General features: G+C 55.7%; 18 protein-coding genes. 11 read left to right on the top strand and 7 right to left on the bottom strand.

Going from position 1 to position 19,429, the window contains the following annotated elements; all coding sequences use genetic code 11:
- Nucleotides 1-18: 18 nt before the first annotated feature.
- Complete coding sequence (locus AC6I7J_RS21315; RefSeq protein ID WP_150360045.1) at nucleotides 19-1,191, bottom strand: sensor histidine kinase; 1,173 nt, start codon at nucleotides 1,189-1,191, stop codon at nucleotides 19-21.
- Nucleotides 1,188-1,883: a response regulator transcription factor gene (locus AC6I7J_RS21310; RefSeq protein ID WP_104093364.1), complete on the bottom strand. Its 696-nt coding sequence runs from the start codon at nucleotides 1,881-1,883 to the stop codon at nucleotides 1,188-1,190. The genes AC6I7J_RS21315 and AC6I7J_RS21310 overlap by 4 nt, the downstream gene beginning before the upstream one ends.
- Nucleotides 1,884-2,008: 125 nt before the next feature.
- Between AC6I7J_RS21310 and AC6I7J_RS21305 the strand changes: the two genes are divergently transcribed.
- Nucleotides 2,009-2,788, top strand: a complete 780-nt coding sequence (locus AC6I7J_RS21305; RefSeq protein ID WP_262258260.1) for a MipA/OmpV family protein — start codon at nucleotides 2,009-2,011, stop codon at nucleotides 2,786-2,788.
- Nucleotides 2,789-2,846: 58 nt separating this feature from the next.
- On the opposite strand, the gene AC6I7J_RS21300 is transcribed toward AC6I7J_RS21305, so the two are convergent.
- Nucleotides 2,847-3,575 (bottom strand): SDR family NAD(P)-dependent oxidoreductase, encoded by a 729-nt coding sequence (locus AC6I7J_RS21300; RefSeq protein ID WP_498007476.1) that lies wholly within the window; start codon nucleotides 3,573-3,575, stop codon nucleotides 2,847-2,849.
- Between the two features lie 101 nt (nucleotides 3,576-3,676).
- Here AC6I7J_RS21300 and AC6I7J_RS21295 point away from each other — a divergent pair, with 101 nt between their 5' ends.
- From AC6I7J_RS21295 to AC6I7J_RS21285, 3 genes are all read left to right on the top strand, one after another.
- Nucleotides 3,677-4,054, top strand: a complete 378-nt coding sequence (locus AC6I7J_RS21295; protein WP_238562106.1) for a winged helix-turn-helix transcriptional regulator — start codon at nucleotides 3,677-3,679, stop codon at nucleotides 4,052-4,054.
- A gap of 281 nt (nucleotides 4,055-4,335) precedes the next feature.
- Nucleotides 4,336-4,914 (top strand): YceI family protein, encoded by a 579-nt coding sequence (locus AC6I7J_RS21290; RefSeq protein ID WP_104093361.1) that lies wholly within the window; start codon nucleotides 4,336-4,338, stop codon nucleotides 4,912-4,914.
- 417 nt (nucleotides 4,915-5,331) lie between these two features.
- A complete protein-coding gene (locus AC6I7J_RS21285) occupies nucleotides 5,332-6,399 on the top strand; it encodes a mechanosensitive ion channel family protein (RefSeq protein WP_278706776.1) in 1,068 nt (355 codons plus the stop codon).
- Nucleotides 6,400-6,706: 307 nt separating this feature from the next.
- On the opposite strand, the gene AC6I7J_RS21280 is transcribed toward AC6I7J_RS21285, so the two are convergent.
- Together AC6I7J_RS21280 and AC6I7J_RS21275 are read right to left on the bottom strand one after the other, a co-directional pair.
- On the bottom strand, nucleotides 6,707-8,383 hold the full coding sequence (locus AC6I7J_RS21280; protein WP_104187470.1) for an SNIPE associated domain-containing protein: 1,677 nt from the start codon (nucleotides 8,381-8,383) through the stop codon (nucleotides 6,707-6,709).
- Between the two features lie 564 nt (nucleotides 8,384-8,947).
- The gene (locus AC6I7J_RS21275; RefSeq protein WP_104187468.1) at nucleotides 8,948-9,589 is read right to left on the bottom strand and encodes an HD domain-containing protein; all 642 of its coding nucleotides are present in this window, start codon (nucleotides 9,587-9,589) and stop codon (nucleotides 8,948-8,950) included.
- 112 nt (nucleotides 9,590-9,701) lie between these two features.
- On the opposite strand from AC6I7J_RS21275, the gene AC6I7J_RS21270 reads away from it, so the two are divergent.
- Complete coding sequence (locus AC6I7J_RS21270) at nucleotides 9,702-10,670, top strand: GlxA family transcriptional regulator (protein WP_031279996.1); 969 nt, start codon at nucleotides 9,702-9,704, stop codon at nucleotides 10,668-10,670.
- A gap of 55 nt (nucleotides 10,671-10,725) precedes the next feature.
- Here the strand turns inward: AC6I7J_RS21270 and yddG are convergent, their stop codons facing one another.
- Nucleotides 10,726-11,640, bottom strand: coding sequence for an aromatic amino acid DMT transporter YddG (yddG, locus tag AC6I7J_RS21265; RefSeq protein ID WP_059012484.1), 915 nt, complete (start codon nucleotides 11,638-11,640; stop codon nucleotides 10,726-10,728).
- Nucleotides 11,641-11,982: 342 nt separating this feature from the next.
- Between yddG and AC6I7J_RS21260 the strand changes: the two genes are divergently transcribed.
- Entirely contained in the window at nucleotides 11,983-12,963 is a 981-nt protein-coding gene (locus AC6I7J_RS21260) for an alpha/beta hydrolase (protein WP_369974302.1), read from the top strand.
- Between the two features lie 48 nt (nucleotides 12,964-13,011).
- On the opposite strand, the gene AC6I7J_RS21255 is transcribed toward AC6I7J_RS21260, so the two are convergent.
- Nucleotides 13,012-13,866, bottom strand: coding sequence for a Vmh family MBL fold metallo-hydrolase (locus AC6I7J_RS21255; RefSeq protein WP_058759080.1), 855 nt, complete (start codon nucleotides 13,864-13,866; stop codon nucleotides 13,012-13,014).
- 123 nt (nucleotides 13,867-13,989) lie between these two features.
- On the opposite strand from AC6I7J_RS21255, the gene AC6I7J_RS21250 reads away from it, so the two are divergent.
- From AC6I7J_RS21250 to biuH, 5 genes are all read left to right on the top strand, one after another.
- Complete coding sequence (locus tag AC6I7J_RS21250) at nucleotides 13,990-14,871, top strand: LysR family transcriptional regulator (protein ID WP_498007298.1); 882 nt, start codon at nucleotides 13,990-13,992, stop codon at nucleotides 14,869-14,871.
- Between the two features lie 201 nt (nucleotides 14,872-15,072).
- Nucleotides 15,073-15,711, top strand: a complete 639-nt coding sequence (gene leuE, locus AC6I7J_RS21245) for a leucine efflux protein LeuE (RefSeq protein WP_498007297.1) — start codon at nucleotides 15,073-15,075, stop codon at nucleotides 15,709-15,711.
- Nucleotides 15,712-15,964: 253 nt separating this feature from the next.
- Nucleotides 15,965-17,413: an amidase gene (locus tag AC6I7J_RS21240; RefSeq protein ID WP_498007296.1), complete on the top strand. Its 1,449-nt coding sequence runs from the start codon at nucleotides 15,965-15,967 to the stop codon at nucleotides 17,411-17,413.
- Nucleotides 17,406-18,716 carry a purine-cytosine permease family protein gene (locus AC6I7J_RS21235; protein WP_021509019.1) on the top strand — a complete coding sequence of 437 codons (1,311 nt, stop codon included), beginning with the start codon at nucleotides 17,406-17,408 and terminating at the stop codon, nucleotides 18,714-18,716. The genes AC6I7J_RS21240 and AC6I7J_RS21235 overlap by 8 nt, the downstream gene beginning before the upstream one ends.
- A complete protein-coding gene (gene biuH / locus AC6I7J_RS21230; protein WP_021509020.1) occupies nucleotides 18,709-19,416 on the top strand; it encodes a biuret amidohydrolase in 708 nt (235 codons plus the stop codon). Before AC6I7J_RS21235 ends, biuH begins: the two co-directional genes overlap by 8 nt.
- Nucleotides 19,417-19,429: the final 13 nt, after the last annotated feature.

The following is a 19,429-nucleotide window of genomic DNA, read 5'->3' as shown; positions in this document are numbered from 1 at the left end:
TCAAGAAGGGCAACAACGTCAGGCGTTGCGCGGCAACAAAATCTGTACCTGCAAGCCTCCCGTTGCCGGCAGCGTGGCATTAATCGTGCCGCCGTGCGCCTGGCAAATCGCCCGCGCAATCGACAGGCCCAGCCCGCTGCCGCCCGAGTGGCGGGCGCGTGACGCCTCACCGCGCGCAAAGCGCTCAAACATCAACGCCAGAAACGCCGCAGGAACGCCCGGGCCGCTGTCCTGCACGATGATTTCGTAATAATCAACGGTGTTGCGCGTGCGCAGCTGCAGCTGGCTGCCGCTTCCGGCATAGCGCAGGGCGTTTTCCAGCAGGATGGTGAAAACCTGCCCGAGACGGAACGGATCGACCGGCAGCAATGTCTCTTCAGCCAGCGCTACCCCGGTGCTGATGCGCGCTTCATCCAGCTGCGGTTTGATCCACTGCAGGCGCTCGCGCAGGATATCGGCCGGGTTGCAGCGGACTTTCTCCAGTGTGAGCTGGCCGGCATCCGCCAGTGACAGCAGATGCAGCTCATCGATCAGCCGGTGCAGACAACTGAGCTGCGCCATGATCAGGGCGAGCTGACGTGAGTCAGCGCTGAATACGCCATCAAGCAGCGCCTGCAGACGCACCATGGCGGCGTTGAGCGGCGACCGCAGCTCATGCGCCATGGCGACATGCGACGTACGCAGCTCTTTGTCGTAACGCGCCAGCTGGCGCGTCATCGCGTTGAAGTTGTGCGCGAACTGCGCCAGTTCGGCGGGCGCTGCCGGCGTTAACGCCGCCTGCGCACCGAAATCGCCTGCGGTCACCTGGTCTGCCGCTCGTCTGAGCTGGCTGAACTGTGCAGAAAGCGGGCGCGCGTGACGCAGCCCGAAATAGGCAATAAACGGAATGGTCACCAGCACCAGGATGCCGACGGTGATCCAGTCCGAGGAAGCAATGGACGGATCGGAGTAGCGTATGCCCCACCAGCTATCGATGATCTGGTGAAAGCGCGCGGGATCGCGTTCAGGGTGCGCACGCAGGGCGAGAAATTCACGCAGAACCGCCGGCGGCATATGGTGCGTGATCCACAGGTACTGCACCGTGAAGCGCAGCCACATGCACAAAGCAATCAGTACCACGGTACCGATAGCCAGCGTCAGAATCCGCAGACAAAGCCAGCGCCAGAGCGTTTGTGGGGATTTTTCTGTCATGGCTGGCGGAACCGGTAGCCTACGCCGCGCACGTTGAGCAGCACGCCCGCCATACCGGCCGCTTCCAGCTTTTTGCGCAGGTTATATACGTGGGTATCAATCACCCGCTCCAGCGCGTCGCTGTCCGGCATACACTGCTCCAGCAAAAACGGGCGGCTCAGCGCGCGCACCGGTGCGCGCATCAGCGTGACCAGCAGCGTGAATTCGGTTGGCGTGGTATCAACGCAAAGCACGTTACCCGAGGCCTGCGTGACGGTAACCGTCATCGCGCCGCTGTTCACCTCCAGCCCCTGCCAGCGCAGGATCTCTTCCTGCGGCGTTTTTACCGCGCTGCGCCGCAGCACTGCCTGCACGCGTGCCACCACTTCGCCGGGATGATAAGGCTTGACCACATAATCATCCGCGCCGTAGCGCAGGGCACCGATGCGATCGGGCGTATCGCCCATGGCCGTGACCATAATCACCGGCACCTCGCTGCTGCGCCGGAGTTTTGCCAGCACCTCGGTGCCGTTCAGGCCGGGCAGCATCACATCAAGCAAAATCAGATCGGGCTGCCAGCGCAGGGCCAGCTCAAGTCCGTTCAGGCCATCAGCGGCAACACGCACCGCATAGTTTTCCCGTAGCAGATAGGCCTCCAGCACCTCAGCCGCGTCAGCATCGTCCTCAATAATCAGGATATTTTTGGTCTGCATAACTCACCTTGACAGTTTCTTCATAAATCCCTGGCTGTTTGTTGACACAGCCCCGGGATACTTCGGCTTCGCGCTGCGGCTGCCCGGGCAAGGGGCGGTAAACGGACCGATAAAGAGGTGACACGATGATAACCAGAAAAACGCTGATGTACATGACCCATCTGCTACTCATGATTTCCGCTGCCGCCAGGGCGGATGGTGACGCACAGACCAGCCTGACGCTCGGCGCGGGGGCGCAATTCGCGCCACGCTACAGCGGATCGAATAAAACACGGGTGCAGCCGGTACCGATTTTCCAGGCCAGAGATGGCGCATTTTTTGCTGATGCCCAGAAAGGCATCGGGTACGACCTGCAGAGCGACAGCGGGTTTTATCTGGAACACACGCTGGGTTACGGCCTCGGCCGAAGCGATAAAGATTCAACGTGGCGGGACGGCGCCAGCCGGCTGCAAGGTATGGGAAACATCAATGCGACGGTGAACACTGCACTGGCGCTGGGCTGGCAGCTTACGCCGTGGCTGAGTGCAGAGGGCAAAGCGGTGCTGCCGCTCAGCGATGATCAGGGCGTGAACTATCAGGCATCCGTTACGCTGGTGCCTCTCCAGCGCGACAGCGATACCATTGCACTGCAGACGGCGGCGCTGTTTGGCGATGCGCGTTATATGAATACCTGGTATGGCGTGAGCAATGTCCAGAGCAGCCGCAGCCGTTTTTCACGCTACGATGCCGGCGGCGGCTTTTATGGTGTTGCGACTACGCTCACCTGGAGCCACCAGTTTGATGCCCACTGGGGCACGCTGGTCAGCGCCGGTTACAGCTGGCTGGGCGATCGCGCCGCGGACAGCCCGATCGTGTCCCGGCGCGATCAGGTCACCGGCACGGTCGGCTTTAGCTATACCTTCTGAGAAACGTTATCGGTGGCTGCACAACGCCCGGCAGGCGCGCTGTGCAGCACGATAGCCACTACGCGGACATGCCGCCATCAATCACCAGTTCGCTGCCGGTGACATAAACGCTTTCGTCCGATGCGAGGAACAGGGCGGCCGCCGCAACTTCGTCAGGATGGCCGAGGCGTTTGGCCGGTATCTGCGCGCTGAATGTCTGTCGTACCTCGTCGCTGACCTGGTCAAACATCGGCGTGTCCGTCGGGCCAGGACTGAGCGTGTTGACGCGAATGCCGCGCGGTGCCAGTTCGCTGCTCCAGGTGCGGGCATAGGCGCGCACCGCGGCTTTGCTGGCCGAATAAGCGCCATAGCCAGGATTGGCCATGCTGCCCGCAATCGATCCCACCAGCACGATGGCACCGCCTTCCGTCATGTGCTTCACCGCATGCTGTACGGTGAATACCATGGCACGCACGTTGAGGCCGAACGTGCGGTCAAAGTGCTCTGCGCTGGTCTCTTCGAGGCTGGCGGGTTCAGCCACGCCAGAGGAGTTCACCAGAATATCGAGACGTCCGGCGCGGGCCTGCACGGTGTCAAACAGACGGGTAACATCCTCTGCGCTGGTGAGGTCGCCCGCTATTGCCTCAATGCGTCCGTCAGTCAGCGTGACAGCTTCGGCCAGCAGCGCTTCGCGTCGCCCGGTGATGAAAACGTGGGCACCTTCCTGCACAAAACGGCGCGCGATGGCGAGGCCGATACCACTGCCGCCGCCGGTCACCAGCGCGACTTTTCCTTCGAGTTTCATTATGGCTGCTCCAGAATGAGAGGGGTGGACGGCTGATGATACATTTCGTATATTTAGTGTCAATTACGCACCTTATCTACATTAGATATACATAAGGAAACCCCATGCCGACTGATATCGCGGCGCTGCTGGCAGAGATCAACAGCACCCGTCCGATCCTGGAACAGGTCGCCAATAAGTGGTCGGTATTAATTCTGACCGTGCTGTGCACTGAACCCGCGCGCTTTAACGCGATCAAGCGCCGTCTTGATCCGATTACCCACAAGGCACTGACGGAGGCGTTGCGCCGGCTGGAGCGTAACGGCCTGATTAGCCGTCGCGTGATCGCCTCGTCCCCGGTGGCGGTGGAATATGCCATTACGCCGCTGGGCCAGACGTTGCAGGATCCGTTTGTTGCGCTGGTGAAGTGGGCCAGAGAGCAGGGCGACGCGATTGAAAAGGCACAGATTGTCTATGATCAACGTCGTGCCAGCGAAGATTAAAGCGTGGCGGCCGCCGGCTATTCAGGCGGTCTGTTAATCGCATGCTCAACATGGTTTACCGTTCTTCTCCTCGCCGCTAAATTAGCCCACATAAAAACGGAATTATTAAATTCGACTCGCCGGAATTTAATTGCGTCATTTCAGTAAATTTCACGCTGCGTTATTATTTGCGTGCGGGGAAAAACGGTTAAAAATTTTGAAAGGGTAAAGCAAATGATTTCAATAACACCTCTGCAGGTTTGCGCTACAGTATTAGCACTCGATTATTTGAGGATGTTTCCATGAAATTATTGAAAAAAACGGCGCTGCTTTCTCTGGTGGCATTATATGTTCCCCTGTCACATGCCGCGGCGACGGAATATAACCTTGACCCGCAACATACTTCCGTGGTGATCGCATGGAATCACTTTGGTTTCTCTCATCCGACTGCTGATATTTCTGATGTTTCCGGTCAACTGGCTTTTGATAAAGAAAACCCGGAAAAGTCACAGGTTAATGTGACCCTGCCGTTAAAAACGATTGACACGCATGTGCCGGCGCTGACCAAAGAGTTTTTGGGTAATGAGTATTTTGACGTTAAAAAATATCCTCAGGCCACCTTCCACAGCACCCATGTGGAAAGCAAAGGCGATAATAAATATGATGTGCAGGGTAATTTAACCATCAAAGGTATCACTAAGCCGGTTGTGCTGCATGCCACGCTGAACAAGCAGGATATGCATCCTATGGTTAAAAAGCAGGCAATCGGTTTTGATGCCACCGGCGTCATCAAACGCTCGGATTTTAAAATCGATAAATATGTTCCAGCCGTGGGCGACGAAGTGACGATTACGCTCTCTACCGAGGCGTATGCCAAATAATGCATTGCGCGCTTAATCGCGCGCTTTTTCTCTGCATCAACCTGCGGCGCTATGCGCGTGTTCAGCGCGAGCTGGCGCAACAGGTTGTCTGTACTTCTTCCCTGGGTGCAGCATCACTGCCTGCCAGCGCATTTCTCGTCAGCACCCTCTGACGCTTTGCCTCATCACCTGCCTGCAATTTCAGACCTTTAGCAATAAAGCCGAAAAAAACCACCAATTCATACCCTTGCGATGACCGCCAGCACTGCACCTGATTACCTGATGGGTTTTTACCCTGCTAACAGCAGCCAGTGAACTATATTTTTACCCACTGAAGTGCGAAATCATGGGTTTAGCAGATAACCGGCACGATAACGGTTACTGATTTTGGTGACTTATCTGACAACCACGGTTGTTAGCTGAACAGAAGGGAATTTCATGCCATTACTTCCTGGTGAGTTATCTGGTGCGCCGACATGGGTGCCTGCTGTATTGCTCGTCACACTCTCGCTACTGCTGGGTTTTCTGGCCCGCTTTCTTCTTCTCAGGTTTATCCGCTACTGGCAAAGCCGCGATCGCAAGCTGTTTAAATCGCTGGAAAAGCATCTGCGGGGATCATTATTTTTATTCATTCCATTACTGCTGATCAATATGGGGATGAATTATGTGCATCTCGATCCTGGCTCACTGAGCTTTATCGCCACCACGCTTAATATCTTTATCATCTTATCGTTCTGTTCCATTTTGATTCGTCTGATTAACGTAGCGCAGGATATGTTGTTTATTCGCTACGATATCAACCTGTCGAACAACCTGCGTGCGCGTAAAATTCGTACGCAATTAATCTATGTTAAAAAAGTGGCTATCGTCATTCTGGTACTGTTTTGCCTGAGTTTAATTCTGCTCAACTTCCCTGGTGTACGTAAATTCGGCACCACCATCCTCGCGGGTGCCGGTGTCGCCGGTATCATTATTGGTTTCGCTTTGCAAAAGTCGCTGGTGAATCTGTTTGCCGGCATTCAGATTGCTTTCACCCAACCGATAAAAATTGACGATGCGGTGGTGGTCGAAAAGGAGTGGGGCTGGATTGAGGAAATCAATCTGACTTATGTTGTGGTGCGCATCTGGGATTTACGCCGTCTGGTGCTGCCCATCACCTATTTTACCGAGAACGCATTTCAGAACTGGACGCGAAATAATGCGCAAATATTGGGGTCTGTGTTTCTGTATGTTGATTACTCGATGCCGCTGGCGCCGCTGCGTGAGCATTTTGAAAAAATCCTCAATGAGACGCGGCTCTGGGATCGCGAAACTCAGGTACTGCAGGTGACCGATACCACGGAAAAAACCATGACCATCCGTTTACTGATGACCGCGCAGAACTCACCCACGGCATGGGATCTGCGCTGCTATGTACGCGAGAAAATGATTGAATTCATTCAGCAGAATTACCCGCAGAGTCTGCCGCAGGTAAGAGCCACCCTGACCGACGCCGACAAAACATAGTTAAGGCTGGCGATGGGGCATTGCGCGGTAACTGATCAGGATGCCATTGCTATCCGGCGTCATTATCAGGGCCCTTGTCGGGGCCCTGAATAGGGCGTTTTCTCCGTCCGTTTTTACTGACTCTTTTCCTTATCCGCCTCCGCTGCCTTTGGTAGATCTTTACGCAGTTTTGCCACCTGATCCGCGGTTACCGCAGGTGCCTGATTGCCCCAGCCGTTACGAATGAATGTCACCAGATCCGCCACTTATTCATACATTCACAATGACCTGACGTATCATCATCAGGTCATATCATGGCTACAAAACATTATGCAACAATCAACTCTTCGCTTTCTTTTAACGCTGTGTTGCGTTCATTTTCGATGGCTAAAGACTCTCTGTACTCTTTAGCTTCTGCAGAAATTGTCCAATGCACATCAATGCTCATTTCCTGAATCGTGGATTTGATGTCTTTAATACCTACATTAAAGAACTCTTTGCGAGAATTGACTTTGTTTACCTGTTTATCGTTAAACACTTTGTGAAGGTGGTTTTCAAGCGAAGGAGCATCATCACTGTAGATCATTGCATGTACATCGAATGAAAACGGGACGCTGGCATCGCCAAGTTCACGAACCCGGTCGAGCGGTTCGAGTCTGCGTGTCATCCCAATTTTATAAACGTTTTCTCCAAACGAGCCGATATTACTGATCACATACACATGACCTGAACGTGTTTGCTGTGCCATAGAAATGGCTCGTTGGTTTTTGGCTTCAGCTTCTTCGTATTTAATTTGTAGCTCAGCCAGTCTCTGTTCGAGGGCTATACGTTGTTCTTCGCCTGCGAGCATCAGTTCTTTAGTTGCTTTATCAATCGCCTGCTGAATTGTTTTTTCTTCTTTTTCAGCTTCTTTTATCGCTTTTTCATACTCGCGACGCGCCTTTTCTTCTTCACGCAACTGTTCTTTGATTCGTCTTTGTTCTTCTCTTTCTTCAAGCATAATTTCATTTACAGCTACTCCCCATTTAAGCTCGTTGAGTCGGGCCTGCAAGCAGATATCAGTGATCCTGGCTGACCTAAAGGCTGAACCGTTAAAATTAACAAGCTCAAAGGCATCTTTTATTTCCTGGGATAATTTGCCGTAATTGTTGTGTTTAATTTTTGAGAGGGTACTGTCGACTTTTCCATTGAAAGCATCCAGTACGAATTTGATGGCGGTGTTTCTTCTGTTTGGTTCGACGTAATCACAGCTTGCCGCTTTGTTCGTTTTGATAAGAGACTTAGTTAACTCTCTGGCTTTTTGCAGTTCTTTTCCTGCATCCGTAAATTCATAATTCTCTGCCAGTTCGTCCAAAACGCTTCGGTTTGGCACTATCCATTCATCGCCGTACCCTTCAATTTTATTTTTCATTGACCTGGCGACAGCCTGATAGGTCTCTGCAAACTCTTTCGCTTCATATGCGGAGCCAGCTATTTCCATTGCACGTATCTCTGCATCTGCGATTATTTTCATCGCATTATCATTTGCGTTGGAGATCAGCTCATCCGCTTTACTATTCGCGTTATCGAGTCGTTCTTTGGCTTTCAAGCGAGCATCACGCGCATCCTGGGTGATAGCGACAGCTTCGCTATTGGCGTTGCTTATTGTTAATGCAGCCTGATCGTGAGCTTCGTTTACCGCTCTTGCCGCTTGTTTTTGCGCGTCATCCAGCTTTTCTCTGGCAATAGCGTCAGCGGTTTTAATCTTTTTTTCCGCATCTAATACTGCATCGTGTAATTCCTGATACTGCCACAAAGGAGTGGCTTTTCCTTCAAGTTCTGCGTGGTCACGTACAGCCTGAGCTAATTTTTTCTGCGTTTCACCTAATTCTTCGCCAAGCGTATTTTTGCCGGAGATTAAAAGAGCTATTTCCTCTCGGTATTTTTTGCTTTTTTTGAAAAGTACGACAGATAAAACCGGAGCCAGAAGTGCTAATAAGAGTACTACTACTAAAAATAATTCCATTTCAAAGTCCTTTTACTCTATCAATTTGTAACAGCTGTGCTTCCTAACTATGCTATCACTTCTATATCTGAAAAAGCACATTCAAAAATATCATTTACAGTGGAAAGTTTGAACCTGCCTCTGGACGACCGGGGGATGAGTCTAATGAAATTGTAATGAAGAAATACCTATAGCATGGTCGAATTGTTATGAATTGATTGCTTTGGTTAACACCGTGTCCGTGCATGACCCTCTGTTAACTGAACGTACAAGGACGACCGCAAAGGCATTGCTGGAAGCAGGGGAATGGGGAATCAAGCCGTTTGAAACCTGCGGCGTAAGAGGTTTGGCAGCAGCGCGACGGTGCATTTTTCGGAAAAAAATGCCCGCAGAGCGGGCATAACAAAAAAACTACAGGAAAAATTCTCGTCGCAACGCTTGAGCTGTGTGTTGCGTCACTATAGTAGCAACGAAAATTCGCCCCTGCTGACAATGTTCGATGAGTTAATTTTGTTGCCGGGATTCACAGCGCACGCTTCCGTCGCCATTTCTCCCGTTCGCGATGAGCTATCTCCGCTGTCCATGTTAACCCGCCCAGCGCGACTGGCGGATAATCCGGCAAAAATTCATCGGGCGAAATGCCGGTTGCTTATCAGCGATGACGTCAGCTTTCACGTTGCCGAAAGTCGTCGCCGGTTTGTGTTGAATGCCTTCATAAAATGCCTGGATAATTTCTTCTTTAAACTGTGCCGGACGGGGATGCTGCTGCACCACGGCTTCACGTTGCTCATCGCTGAAGTGGTCATAGTCAATACCCAGCACATCCATCTCAACGCCGGCCGTCACCAGGGCGATTTCCCCGGCCATAAATTGCGGAATGCCGGGCGTCGTGTGCAGGGCAATCGCCGTCCACACTTTATCAATGTCCGCCTGGGCAACCCCGTAATGTTGCAGAAAATCGCGCGCCGCATTGGCGCCATCGACTTCAAAGCGCTTATCGCAGCTGCAATGCTGTTGCGTCAGGCCCACATCATGAAACATGCAGCCAACGTAAAGCAGCTCGGCATCCACTTTGACCCCCAGTCGCTGACCTGCCAAAGCGCCCCAGTAAAAAACGCGGCTGGAGTGATGAAATAACAGATCCGATTCGATGTCACGTACCAGCGCGGTAGCATCGCGCGCCATTTTGCTGTCCGGAATACGAATGCCGTTAAGAGTAAAACTCATGGTGATGTCTCCGCTTAGTAAAGTTGCGTTCAGCATAAAGCCGCGCGACAATGTCATGAATCTCTGTTTAACGATGATTTCAGACATTGCGATTTAAGCGGACAGCCAGACAATGACTCACCATCACATTACCCTTTTGGCCGTTCCCGGCGCCCAGTTGCTGGATATTTCCGGGCCGCTGGATGTGTTTGCCGAGGCAAATCGGCTGCTGCATCGTCAGGTGTATCAGCTCAGCGTGATGTCGCTGCAGCACACCAGCATCCGCTGCTCGTCTGGTGTCCGGCTGGAAGCCGACGTTGCGCTAACTGCGGCGACACAGCATCGCGCCGATACCTTTCTGGTTGCCGGAGCACCTGACGCCAGCCAGATGCAGCTTTCCGCCAGTGAGCGCCAGCAGATTATCGCGCTCTGTCAGCGCAGCCAGCGTTACGGCTCGGTGTGTACGGGGGCGCTGCTGCTGGCGCAAACGGGTTTGCTGAACGGCAGGAAAGTCACTACTCACTGGGCGTGTGCGGAACGGCTGGCATTACTGCTACCCGATGCGCAGGTCGAAGCCGATGCGCTGTATGTGGCGGATGGTGCATTACGCACGGCGGCGGGCGTGACGTCCGGATTGGATCTGGCGCTGCGGCTGGTGGAAGAGGATCTCGGCCGCGAGCTGGCGCAGGAGGTGGCCGCCAGCCTGGTGATGTTCTTCCAGCGCCCGGTCACACAGGGACATTTTGTGCGTAAACAGCAGGTGTCCCTGGCCGGACGCAGCGCCTTTCAGGAGATGCAGCGCTGGGCAATCGCGCATCTGGCACAGATTCGCGGGCTGGAAGACCTGGCAGCGCACATGCACCTCAGTACGCGGCATTTAGCGCGTCTGTTTCAGCAGGAGATGCAGATCCAGCCTGGCGCATGGCTGGAGCAGGCACGCATCAGCCACGCGCGGGCTTTGCTGGATGCCGGTGAGCTGCCGCTCAAAGCGATCCCGGCGGCCTGCGGTTATCACAGTGCCGATGTGATGCGCCGCGCGTTTGTCAAAGTGACCGGCATGACGCCGTCGCTGTATCGCAAAATGTTCCCGCCGCCGCGCTGAGTGTGCACCACTGTCTGCATTCTCGTCCGGCTGCGCCATTGCGCCATTTAGCCGCTTATTCCAGCGTGTTGCTTTCCAGCTTATGCGTTGCAGTCCCGCGCGTTGACCACCAGCAGAGCAGCGAACCGAGGCAAACCATCGCCGTGCCTTGCCAGAAGGAGAAGGTCAGGCTGGAGTTAAGGATAAAAGCGGCTATCAGCGATGAAATGATAGGGATAAAGTAGGATGCTGCGGCTAACAGCGTGACATTGCCGTGCAAAATGCCGACGTTCCACGCCGCATAGCCAAGCCCCATCGCCATCGCTGCCAGCGCCAGGCTGATGCACGCCTGCAGCGAAAACACCACGGGCGGCTGCGGTGATAGCAGCGATTTCAGCCACAGCGTCAGCGCAGTTAAGATGAAAAACAGCGTGATGCCGTTACTGCCTTTCGCGCTATTTTTTGTCACCACACAATAAACCGCCCAAATCATCGCACCGCCAAATGCCAGACCATAACTGAGCGGATTATCCATCACATTGTCGATCATTTCGCCCAATGAAAATCCCCGATCGCCGCTCAGTACCCGACAAATACCGGCGACGGCCAGCAGGAGGCCGGGAATAATCAACGGGCTGGTCTTTTGCCGGTTAACCATCACCGTTAAAACGATGGTCATAGCCGGCCACAGGTAATTAACCATGCCGACTTCAATCGCCTGATGGCCGCTATGAGTAAAACCCAGCGACAGCGACAGGCAGAGCTCATAGCAGACAAACAGCAGGCTGCCGATCAGCAAATAGCATCGGGGAAACTGGCGCAGGTCAGGAAAACCCACGGTGAGCAGTAACAGCAGGGCGCTGGCGCTATAAATCAGCGCGGCACCGGTTACCGGACCAAAACTTTCACTGACGCTTTTTATTAATCCTACAATCGTGCTCCACAGCAGAATGGCCAGCAGACCAGTCAGGGTAGCTTTACTCTGCGGCATTACCCGTTACCTCAATGTGTGAAAAATCGCGGCGTGCTCGCCAGTGTGGCTGCTGGCGGGGACGCAGACAAGATGAATCTGCAGGTTGCCGATGTGACTGGCCGGAAAGCGAACCCGTCTGCAGACAAAAAGTTGAAATAATATTCTGATTAAAATCAGTGCAATAGAGTAGTGATGTAAATCTACGCTAAAAAATATCTTGCTATTAAATAGCGCACTATATAAATTCAGTCTCAGTTCAGAACACGACCATCAAGTCATTATCATTTAAATAGTGCGCGATATAATCGCAAAAAATATTAAAGGAGTAACACCATGAAATTACAACACTCTCTGCTTGCCATGGCGATGGCTACTGCATCTGTAAATAGCTTTGCTGACGCACCACAACCTGAACGTCACGTGCAGCAGTTTTTACAGGCGCTGAACAGCAGCGGCGGCAAACCGATTGAGCAACTGTCACCGCAGGCGGCGCGCCAGGTGCTGATTGATGCGCAGAAGGGCGTAACGCTGCCGCCGGCCGACGTCACTGAAAAAACCATTCAGGTAAACGGCCAGCCCATTAAGCTGAATATCGTAAAACCGCAGGGCGCACAGGGTACGCTGCCGGTATTTATGTTCTTCCACGGCGGCGGCTGGATCCTCGGTGATTTCCCGACCCACGAACGTCTGGTGCGCGATCTGGTGGTGGAATCTGGCGCTGCGGCTGTGTTTGTGAACTATACGCCGTCACCCGAAGCGCATTATCCGCTGGCCATCAATCAGGCTTATGCGGCGACACGCTGGGTGGCGGAACACGGTAGTGAAATTGGTGTCGATGGCAAGCGCCTGGCGCTGGTTGGTAACAGCGTCGGCGGTAACATGGTGGCGGCGGTCGCGCTGCAGGCTAAACAGCAGCAAACGCCTGCGATTCGTTATGACATCATGCTGTGGCCGGTAACCGATGCGCGCTTTGATACCGCTTCGTATCACCAGTTTGCCAACGGATATTTCCTGTCGCGGAACATGATGAAATGGTTCTGGGACGCCTACACCACCAAACAGAGCGAGCGCGACAATATTCTCGCTTCGCCGCTGCGCGCCACAAAAGAGCAGCTGCAGGGCTTACCGCCAACGCTGATTCAGACGGCAGAACTGGATGTGCTGCGTGATGAGGGTGAAGCCTTTGGTCGCAAACTGGATGCCGCCGGTGTGGATGTCACCGTGACGCGCTATAACGGTCTGATTCATGACTACGGCCTGCTCAATCCGCTGAGCGAGGTGCCGGCAGTCCGCACCGCGATTCGCCAGGCGGCGGAAGAGCTGAAAACCCATCTGCAGTAAGCCTCAGGCCAGGCGCGGCGGCGTCTGGCCCGTTTATTTATCCTCGCGTCACTTCCACTTCATCTCACCGGTATTCACCTTCGCGCTCAGCTCCAGCGAGCTGACATCCGCTAAGGTTGGCCACGCCTGTTTCATCGCCTGAATCACCGCCGCGGAGCCTTTGTGCTGTTGCAGCGCCCGCTCAAAACTTTGCAGATAATCCAGCGTAAAGGTGACCGCCTTATCGCCCGCCGGACGCGCACCCAGATAGTGGCCGGGGATCACCACCTGCGGCTTCAACTGCTGCATTTCTCGCAATACCTGACGCCACTCTGCGCGGCTGGCTGCGGTCTGCGTGTCCGCGGTCCAGACGTGAATGCCGGAGTCCACCACTGTGCCACCGAGTATTGCCTTACTGGAGGGAATCCACACGTAGGCTGATTTTTCTGCCGCGTGGCGCAGCTCGATGCGCTCACCATCGACGCTAAACCGCGTCTGGTGGGTAATCTGCGGTACATACAGCTGGTGTGGCGCAGCGCCGTTCATCTGCGGTCCCCAGTACTGCAGCTTGGCATCTTTGGTCGCTTCGATATGTTCCACTACCAGCGGCGAGGCGACAATTTTGGCCTGCGGAAACGCCTGCACCAGCGGCTCAAGACCGAAGTAGAAATCCGGATCGCCCGAGGTGATCACGATGTGGGTCAACTGCTTGCCGCGCGCTTTAATCAGTTCCACCAGCTTCTCGCCATCCTTGGGGCTGAACTGCGCATCAAACAGAATCGCCTCATGCGGACCAGAGACCAGCGTCGACGAGACCGGAAAAATTCCCTGTTCCTGTGGGTTATACACGTCTAACTGCAACGGAGCGGCAAAAGCCGGCGCGGCGGCTAAGGTGACCAGCAGCGCGAGTGATTTCATCTTCATGGCATCTTCCTTTTTACGGCAACGTGCCGTCACTGAAAGACGCTATTGTAAGCAAATCGCCAGCTGGCAGAATTCCCGCAATCAGATATGATCAGTTGCATAAAACGATCAGATGGAGCCTGCATGGACAGAGTGACGGCAGCGCGGGTGTTTAACCGGATTTGTGAACTGGGAAGCCTGAGCGCGGCGGCGCGCGCGCTGGATATTTCGCGCCCGATGGTCAGTCGCTATCTTGATGAAATGGAGAAGTGGGCAGGCGCACGCCTGCTGCACCGTTCTTCACGGCGGCTGACCATTACCCCGGCGGGTGAGCAGATTTTGCATAAGACACGCGCACTGGCCCGGCTGGCCGACGAGATTGAGCAGCAGGGCGATGAGGGCAAACCGCAGGGCACGTTGCGCGTGGCCTGTGCACATTCAACCGCCACACACATTCTTGGACCGATGATTCCGGCGTTCCTCGCGCGTTACCCGGCGGTGCGTATTGAGCTGGAGATCAATAATCAGCCGGTCAGCCTGGTGGGTGAGCGCATTGATGTGGCTATTCGCATTACCGACGATCCGGAGCCCGGCGCGATTGCCCGCAGGCTGGGTGAATGTGCCTCGGTAGTCTGCGCCGCGCCGGCCTATTTAACGCAACGGGGCGAACCGCAGACGCCAGCGGATCTGGCACAACATAATTGCCTGCACTACAGCCGCTTTGCCGGGCAGCGCTGGCAGTTTCACGATGCGCAAGGCGAGGCGGTTTCCGTGGTGGTGAGCGGCAATTTCAGCGCTGGTATTTCATCCGTGTTATGTGATGCCGCTATCGCCGGATGTGGGGTTGCCATGGTGCCGGCAATGGAGGCACAGGCTGCACTGGCCAGCGGTCAGTTATGTTGCGTACTGCCCGGCTTTAAACCGCGCACCTTAGGCATTTATGGCCTGTATATGTCGCGCGAACGCCAGCCTGCGGTATTACGGGTATTTCTGGATGCGGTGATGCAGCAGTTGCAAAACCTCTGAATCATCACTGTGACAACGTCACTGGTGCCTGTCGCGCGCTGTATGTGTTACGTAACACCGTTTCGACATACTGAACCATGGCGTTAAGCGACAAATCCACCGCACAACTGCTACTATGCGCCGCGCCGCGGCAGTTGAGCAGCGCGCCGGGTTCCACTTTCACTCATTTTTACCTGCTTAACGGCATGGGGTAGCACCGTAATGTTTCACGATTTAGGCATCATCAATCTCTGGACTTTCCTGGCGGGCGCGCTGGTGATCATTCTATTACCCGGACCCAACAGCCTGTATGTGCTGCGCACCGGGATGAGTCGTGGGGCAAAGCCGGCCTGTCAGGCGATAGCCGGGGTGATGGCGGGCGATTTAATTTTGATTTTCCTCGCCTGGGCGGGTGTCGCGACGCTGATCCGTACCAGTCCGCATATTTTTATGGTGGTACGTTATCTTGGTGCCATGTTCCTGCTGTATCTCGGCGTGAAGATTATCATCGGCTCGCTGCGCAAACGCAGCGGCGATCAACCGGCTGAAGCGGTAAAACAGGAAAACTATTTCCTGCGTGCGCTGCTGCTTGGCGTAACCAATCCCAAGGCGATTCTGTTTTACGTTTCGTTCTTCATTCAGTTTATCGATCCGCGCGTCACCCATACCGCGCCGGCGTTTGCCACCCTGGGTGCGCTGATTCAGGTGATCAGTTTCAGCTACTATTCCCTGTTGCTGGTGGCTGGCGCGGTGATGGTGCGCTATCTGCGCAGCCGCACCCGCCTGGTCAAGCTGGCGAACATGTTGACCGGCATGCTGTTTTTTGGCTTCGCCGTGCGGTTAGTCAGCGCGCAAAGCTAACCCTTCTGACGCACGCCACGGCAGCAACGCCGCCTCCGCCGGCTGCACCCTAAAATGGCAACGCCATGATGCAGCGGTGCGCACAGTTTGTGCGTATTGCCTGCATCGGTATGGCTGCCGCATCCATAAGTATTCCATCTTGTATCCCAGACCGTATCCCATCTGGTCCGGCGCATAACGGCCGCGCACACCACACTATTCTGGCACGCAAACTGCACTCCTCCCGGTAGCCAATTAACCCGGGAGAACGATCATGTTTGATGCACTGCTGGATGAAGATGCCACCCAGCTGGCGGCGCGGGTGCGCGACGGCGAGGTTTCCGCGCGCGAGTTAACCCAGGCGACGCTGGATCGCCTGGAACAGCGGGAGCCGCTGATACAGGCGTTTTGTACGCTGACGCCGGAGCGGGCACTGGCACAGGCAGAGCAGATCGACCGCCGTCGTGCGCGCGGCGAGCCGCTGGGCGCAATGGCGGGTGTGCCGCTGGCGGTAAAAGATTTGATCTGTACCGCCGGTGTGCGAACCACGTCAGGATCGGCCGCCTACGCCGATTTTATTCCCGAAGAAGATGACATCACCGTTGAGCGCCTGCTGGCGGCGGATGCCATCCTGCTGGGCAAGACCACCGCGCCGGAATTTGGCTACAGCGGTGTCGGCCATAATCCCCTGTTTCCCTCACCGCGAAATCCCTGGGATGTGAGCAAAACGCCGGGCGGATCGAGTGCGGGATCCGGCGCGGCGCTGGCGGCGCGGCTGTGTCCGATTGCGCTCGGCAGTGATGGCGGAGGATCGGTACGAATCCCGGCAGCCCATTGCGGTGTCTATGGACTCAAGGCCTCGATGGGGCGGGTACCGCTCTGGCCGGGCTGCCGCGATGAGCGTTATCCTGGCGTTTCCAGCTGGGAATCGCTTGAACATATCGGTCCGATGACGCGTAGCGTGCGCGACAGCGCGCTGATGATGTCGGTGATGGCCGGTCCGGACATGCGCGATCGGCACTCCATCCCATGCAGCGATGTTGACTGGCTGGCCAGTCTGGATCGGCCACTGCAGGGGTTGCGCATCGCTTTCAGCGCCGACTTTGGCTATATCGCCGTCGATGCGGAAGTGCGCGCCGTGGTCACCGCGGCCGCGCGTCGTTTCGCTGCGGCGCTGGGCGCAGAGCTGGAGGAGGTGGATCCCGGCATCGCTGACGAAAGCGCCAGCTTTGCTGCGCTGGTGGCGTTCGAAAGCGATCTGAGCGGCATGCGCCAGATGCAGAGTGAGCTGGGTGCTGCGATGTCACCGCACCTGAGTGCCATGCTGCAGCGCGACTGGCGCGCGGAGCATTTCACCGACGCCAATACCACGCGCAAAAAGCTCTGCAACCAGCTGTGGCGCTTTATGCAGCACTACGACCTGCTGCTGTCGCCGACGCTGGCGGTGCCGCCATTTGCGCTGCATATGCAGGGCCCGGAAGTCATTGATGGCCGCATGGTGCGCAGCGATCACTGGCTGTCGTTCTGCTTCCCGTTCAATTTTACCGGTCAGCCTGCCGCCTCGGTGCCTGCCGGCTTCACGGCCAGTGGTCTGCCGATCGGTATGCAAATTGTGGGTCGTCATCTGGACGATGGCCTGGTGCTGGCGGCCAGTGCCGCTTTTGAGCGCATCCAACCATGGAATCATCACTATCCTGCTGCTATTGGAGTTCTCCATGAGTAACAAATCTTCCCCTGCGCTGGAGCAGGAGTTCGAGCATGAGCCGGTGCCGCTTAGCCATCGCCACTCGACGGGTTCGGTGTCGGCGGTGTGGTTTGGCTTTCCGATGATCCTCACTAATGCGCTGTTCGGCGGCATTATCACCTGGCATCTTGGCTTCTGGCCGGCACTGCTGGCGATTTTGCTGGGTAACCTGGTGCTCTTTGCCTATGTCGGCGCACTTAGCTGGTTCGCCGGGCATACCGGTATGAACTTCGCGCTGCAGGCGAAGCGGACCTTTGGCACCAAAGGCTATATCCTGGTGTCCGGCTTTCTTTCTACCGTGGTGATAGGCTGGTACGCCTTCCAGACCGGCCTGACCGGGACGGTGATCAACCAGACTTTTGGCTGGAACGCGCTGGCGGTCACCGCGTTTGCCATGGTGCTGTATACCGGCGTCACCTTTCTCGGGGTGCGGGCGCTGTCGGTGCTGGGAATGATTGCCGCTCCGCTGTTTGTGGTGCTGGGGCTGGTGGCGCTGTGGCTGGTGAGCAAGGATCATGATTTCACCACGCTGACCCAGTGGCAGGGCAGTCCGGCAGCCGCTGGCGCCATGAGCATGGGCACGGCGGTCACCATGGTGATTGCCGGCTTTGCGGATTCCGGCACCATGACAGCGGATTTTACCCGCTGGTCGAAGGACGGCAAATCAGCGGTGATCGCCGCGTTTTCCGCGTTCCCGCTGGCGAATGTGATTTCCTATCTGTTTGGTGTGGTGATTGTCGCCGTCGGCGCGGCGGTCGATCCGCTCAGCAACGGCGGTAACTTCCTGCCGCTGCTGATGGGGCACGGCATGCTGCTCTCCGTCATTGCCTTTCTGTTTGTGTTTATCAACCTCGGTTCGGTGTGCACGCACTGCCTGTATAACGGCGCGGTCGGTTTCAGCCATCTGTTCAGTAGCAAAATGCGCCTGTGGACGCTGATCCTCGGGGCCATCGGTGGCGTGCTGGCGCTGGCCGGCGTGTGGTCCTGGTTCCTCGAATGGCTCAGCCTGCTTGGCATGGTGGTGCCGCCGTTTGGCGCAGTGATGATTGTTGATCTGATCTTTATGGCAAAAATCAGCGAACAGCGTCAAACCCGGCGCCTGCGCGGCAGCGCGTTCGCCGCCTGGGCCATCGGCAGCCTGTGTGCGGTGATGGCCCACCTCGAATTCCCGCAGTTTGGTGAAGCGGTTATCGGCCTGGTCACCGCGGCACTGAGCTATACGCTGATTGTGAAATGGAAACCGGAAAGCAGCACGGCGGTAATGGAGAAAAGCAATGCCTGATTATATCGTAGATTCAACCCCCTATCCGTGGCCGTTTGACGGCAACTGCACGGTGCAAAACACCGCGCTGCTGGTGATTGATATGCAAACCGACTTTTGCGGCAAGGGCGGTTATGTTGACACTATGGGTTACGACATCTCCCTGACACGCGCCCCCATCAAACCGCTGCAGCAGGTGTTAGCGCGCATGCGCGAATCCGGCTTCCCGATCATCCATACCCGTGAAGGCCATCGTCCGGACCTGAGCGATCTGCCGGCTAACAAGCGCTGGCGCTCGCGGCGCATGCAGGCGGAGATTGGTGCACCTGGGCCCTGTGGTCGCATTCTGGTGCGCGGTGAGCCAGGCTGGGAAATCATTCCCGAGCTGGCGCCGCTACCGGATGAAGTGATTATTGATAAACCCGGCAAGGGCTCTTTTTACGCCACCGACCTTGAGTTGATTCTGCACAGTCGCGGTATCCGCAACTTAATCATCAGCGGCATCACCACCGACGTTTGCGTGCATACCACACTGCGCGAAGCCAACGATCGCGGCTTTGAATGTCTGGTGCTGAGCGACTGCTGCGCGGCGACGGAGTTGAAGCATCATGAGGCGGCGCTCAGCATGATTCATATGCAGGGCGGTATTTTTGGCGCAGTGGCGGACTCGGCAACGCTGCTGGCCGCGCTGAACAGCCCGGCAGCGGCGCGGGTGAGCTAATCCGGCAACGGAC

It is taken from the genome of Type-C symbiont of Plautia stali, from assembly GCF_059730935.1.
Note: the sequence above shows the minus strand (reverse complement) of the source record. Positions and strands in the feature narration are given on the sequence as shown.

What these genes read in the sequence shown, in the direction of transcription:
- AC6I7J_RS21315 (WP_150360045.1), bottom strand. Translation starts at nt 1,191, where the DNA reads ATGACAGAAAAATCCCCACAAACGCTCTGGCGCTGGCTTTGTCTGCGG.
- AC6I7J_RS21310 (WP_104093364.1), bottom strand. Translation starts at nt 1,883, where the DNA reads ATGCAGACCAAAAATATCCTGATTATTGAGGACGATGCTGACGCGGCT.
- AC6I7J_RS21305 (WP_262258260.1), top strand. Translation starts at nt 2,009, where the DNA reads ATGATAACCAGAAAAACGCTGATGTACATGACCCATCTGCTACTCATG.
- AC6I7J_RS21295 (WP_238562106.1), top strand. Translation starts at nt 3,677, where the DNA reads ATGCCGACTGATATCGCGGCGCTGCTGGCAGAGATCAACAGCACCCGT.
- AC6I7J_RS21290 (WP_104093361.1), top strand. Translation starts at nt 4,336, where the DNA reads ATGAAATTATTGAAAAAAACGGCGCTGCTTTCTCTGGTGGCATTATAT.
- AC6I7J_RS21285 (WP_278706776.1), top strand. Translation starts at nt 5,332, where the DNA reads ATGCCATTACTTCCTGGTGAGTTATCTGGTGCGCCGACATGGGTGCCT.
- AC6I7J_RS21280 (WP_104187470.1), bottom strand. Translation starts at nt 8,383, where the DNA reads ATGGAATTATTTTTAGTAGTAGTACTCTTATTAGCACTTCTGGCTCCG.
- AC6I7J_RS21275 (WP_104187468.1), bottom strand. Translation starts at nt 9,589, where the DNA reads ATGAGTTTTACTCTTAACGGCATTCGTATTCCGGACAGCAAAATGGCG.
- AC6I7J_RS21270 (WP_031279996.1), top strand. Translation starts at nt 9,702, where the DNA reads ATGACTCACCATCACATTACCCTTTTGGCCGTTCCCGGCGCCCAGTTG.
- yddG (WP_059012484.1), bottom strand. Translation starts at nt 11,640, where the DNA reads ATGCCGCAGAGTAAAGCTACCCTGACTGGTCTGCTGGCCATTCTGCTG.
- AC6I7J_RS21260 (WP_369974302.1), top strand. Translation starts at nt 11,983, where the DNA reads ATGGCGATGGCTACTGCATCTGTAAATAGCTTTGCTGACGCACCACAA.
- AC6I7J_RS21255 (WP_058759080.1), bottom strand. Translation starts at nt 13,866, where the DNA reads ATGAAGATGAAATCACTCGCGCTGCTGGTCACCTTAGCCGCCGCGCCG.
- AC6I7J_RS21250 (WP_498007298.1), top strand. Translation starts at nt 13,990, where the DNA reads ATGGACAGAGTGACGGCAGCGCGGGTGTTTAACCGGATTTGTGAACTG.
- leuE (WP_498007297.1), top strand. Translation starts at nt 15,073, where the DNA reads ATGTTTCACGATTTAGGCATCATCAATCTCTGGACTTTCCTGGCGGGC.
- AC6I7J_RS21240 (WP_498007296.1), top strand. Translation starts at nt 15,965, where the DNA reads ATGTTTGATGCACTGCTGGATGAAGATGCCACCCAGCTGGCGGCGCGG.
- AC6I7J_RS21235 (WP_021509019.1), top strand. Translation starts at nt 17,406, where the DNA reads ATGAGTAACAAATCTTCCCCTGCGCTGGAGCAGGAGTTCGAGCATGAG.
- biuH (WP_021509020.1), top strand. Translation starts at nt 18,709, where the DNA reads ATGCCTGATTATATCGTAGATTCAACCCCCTATCCGTGGCCGTTTGAC.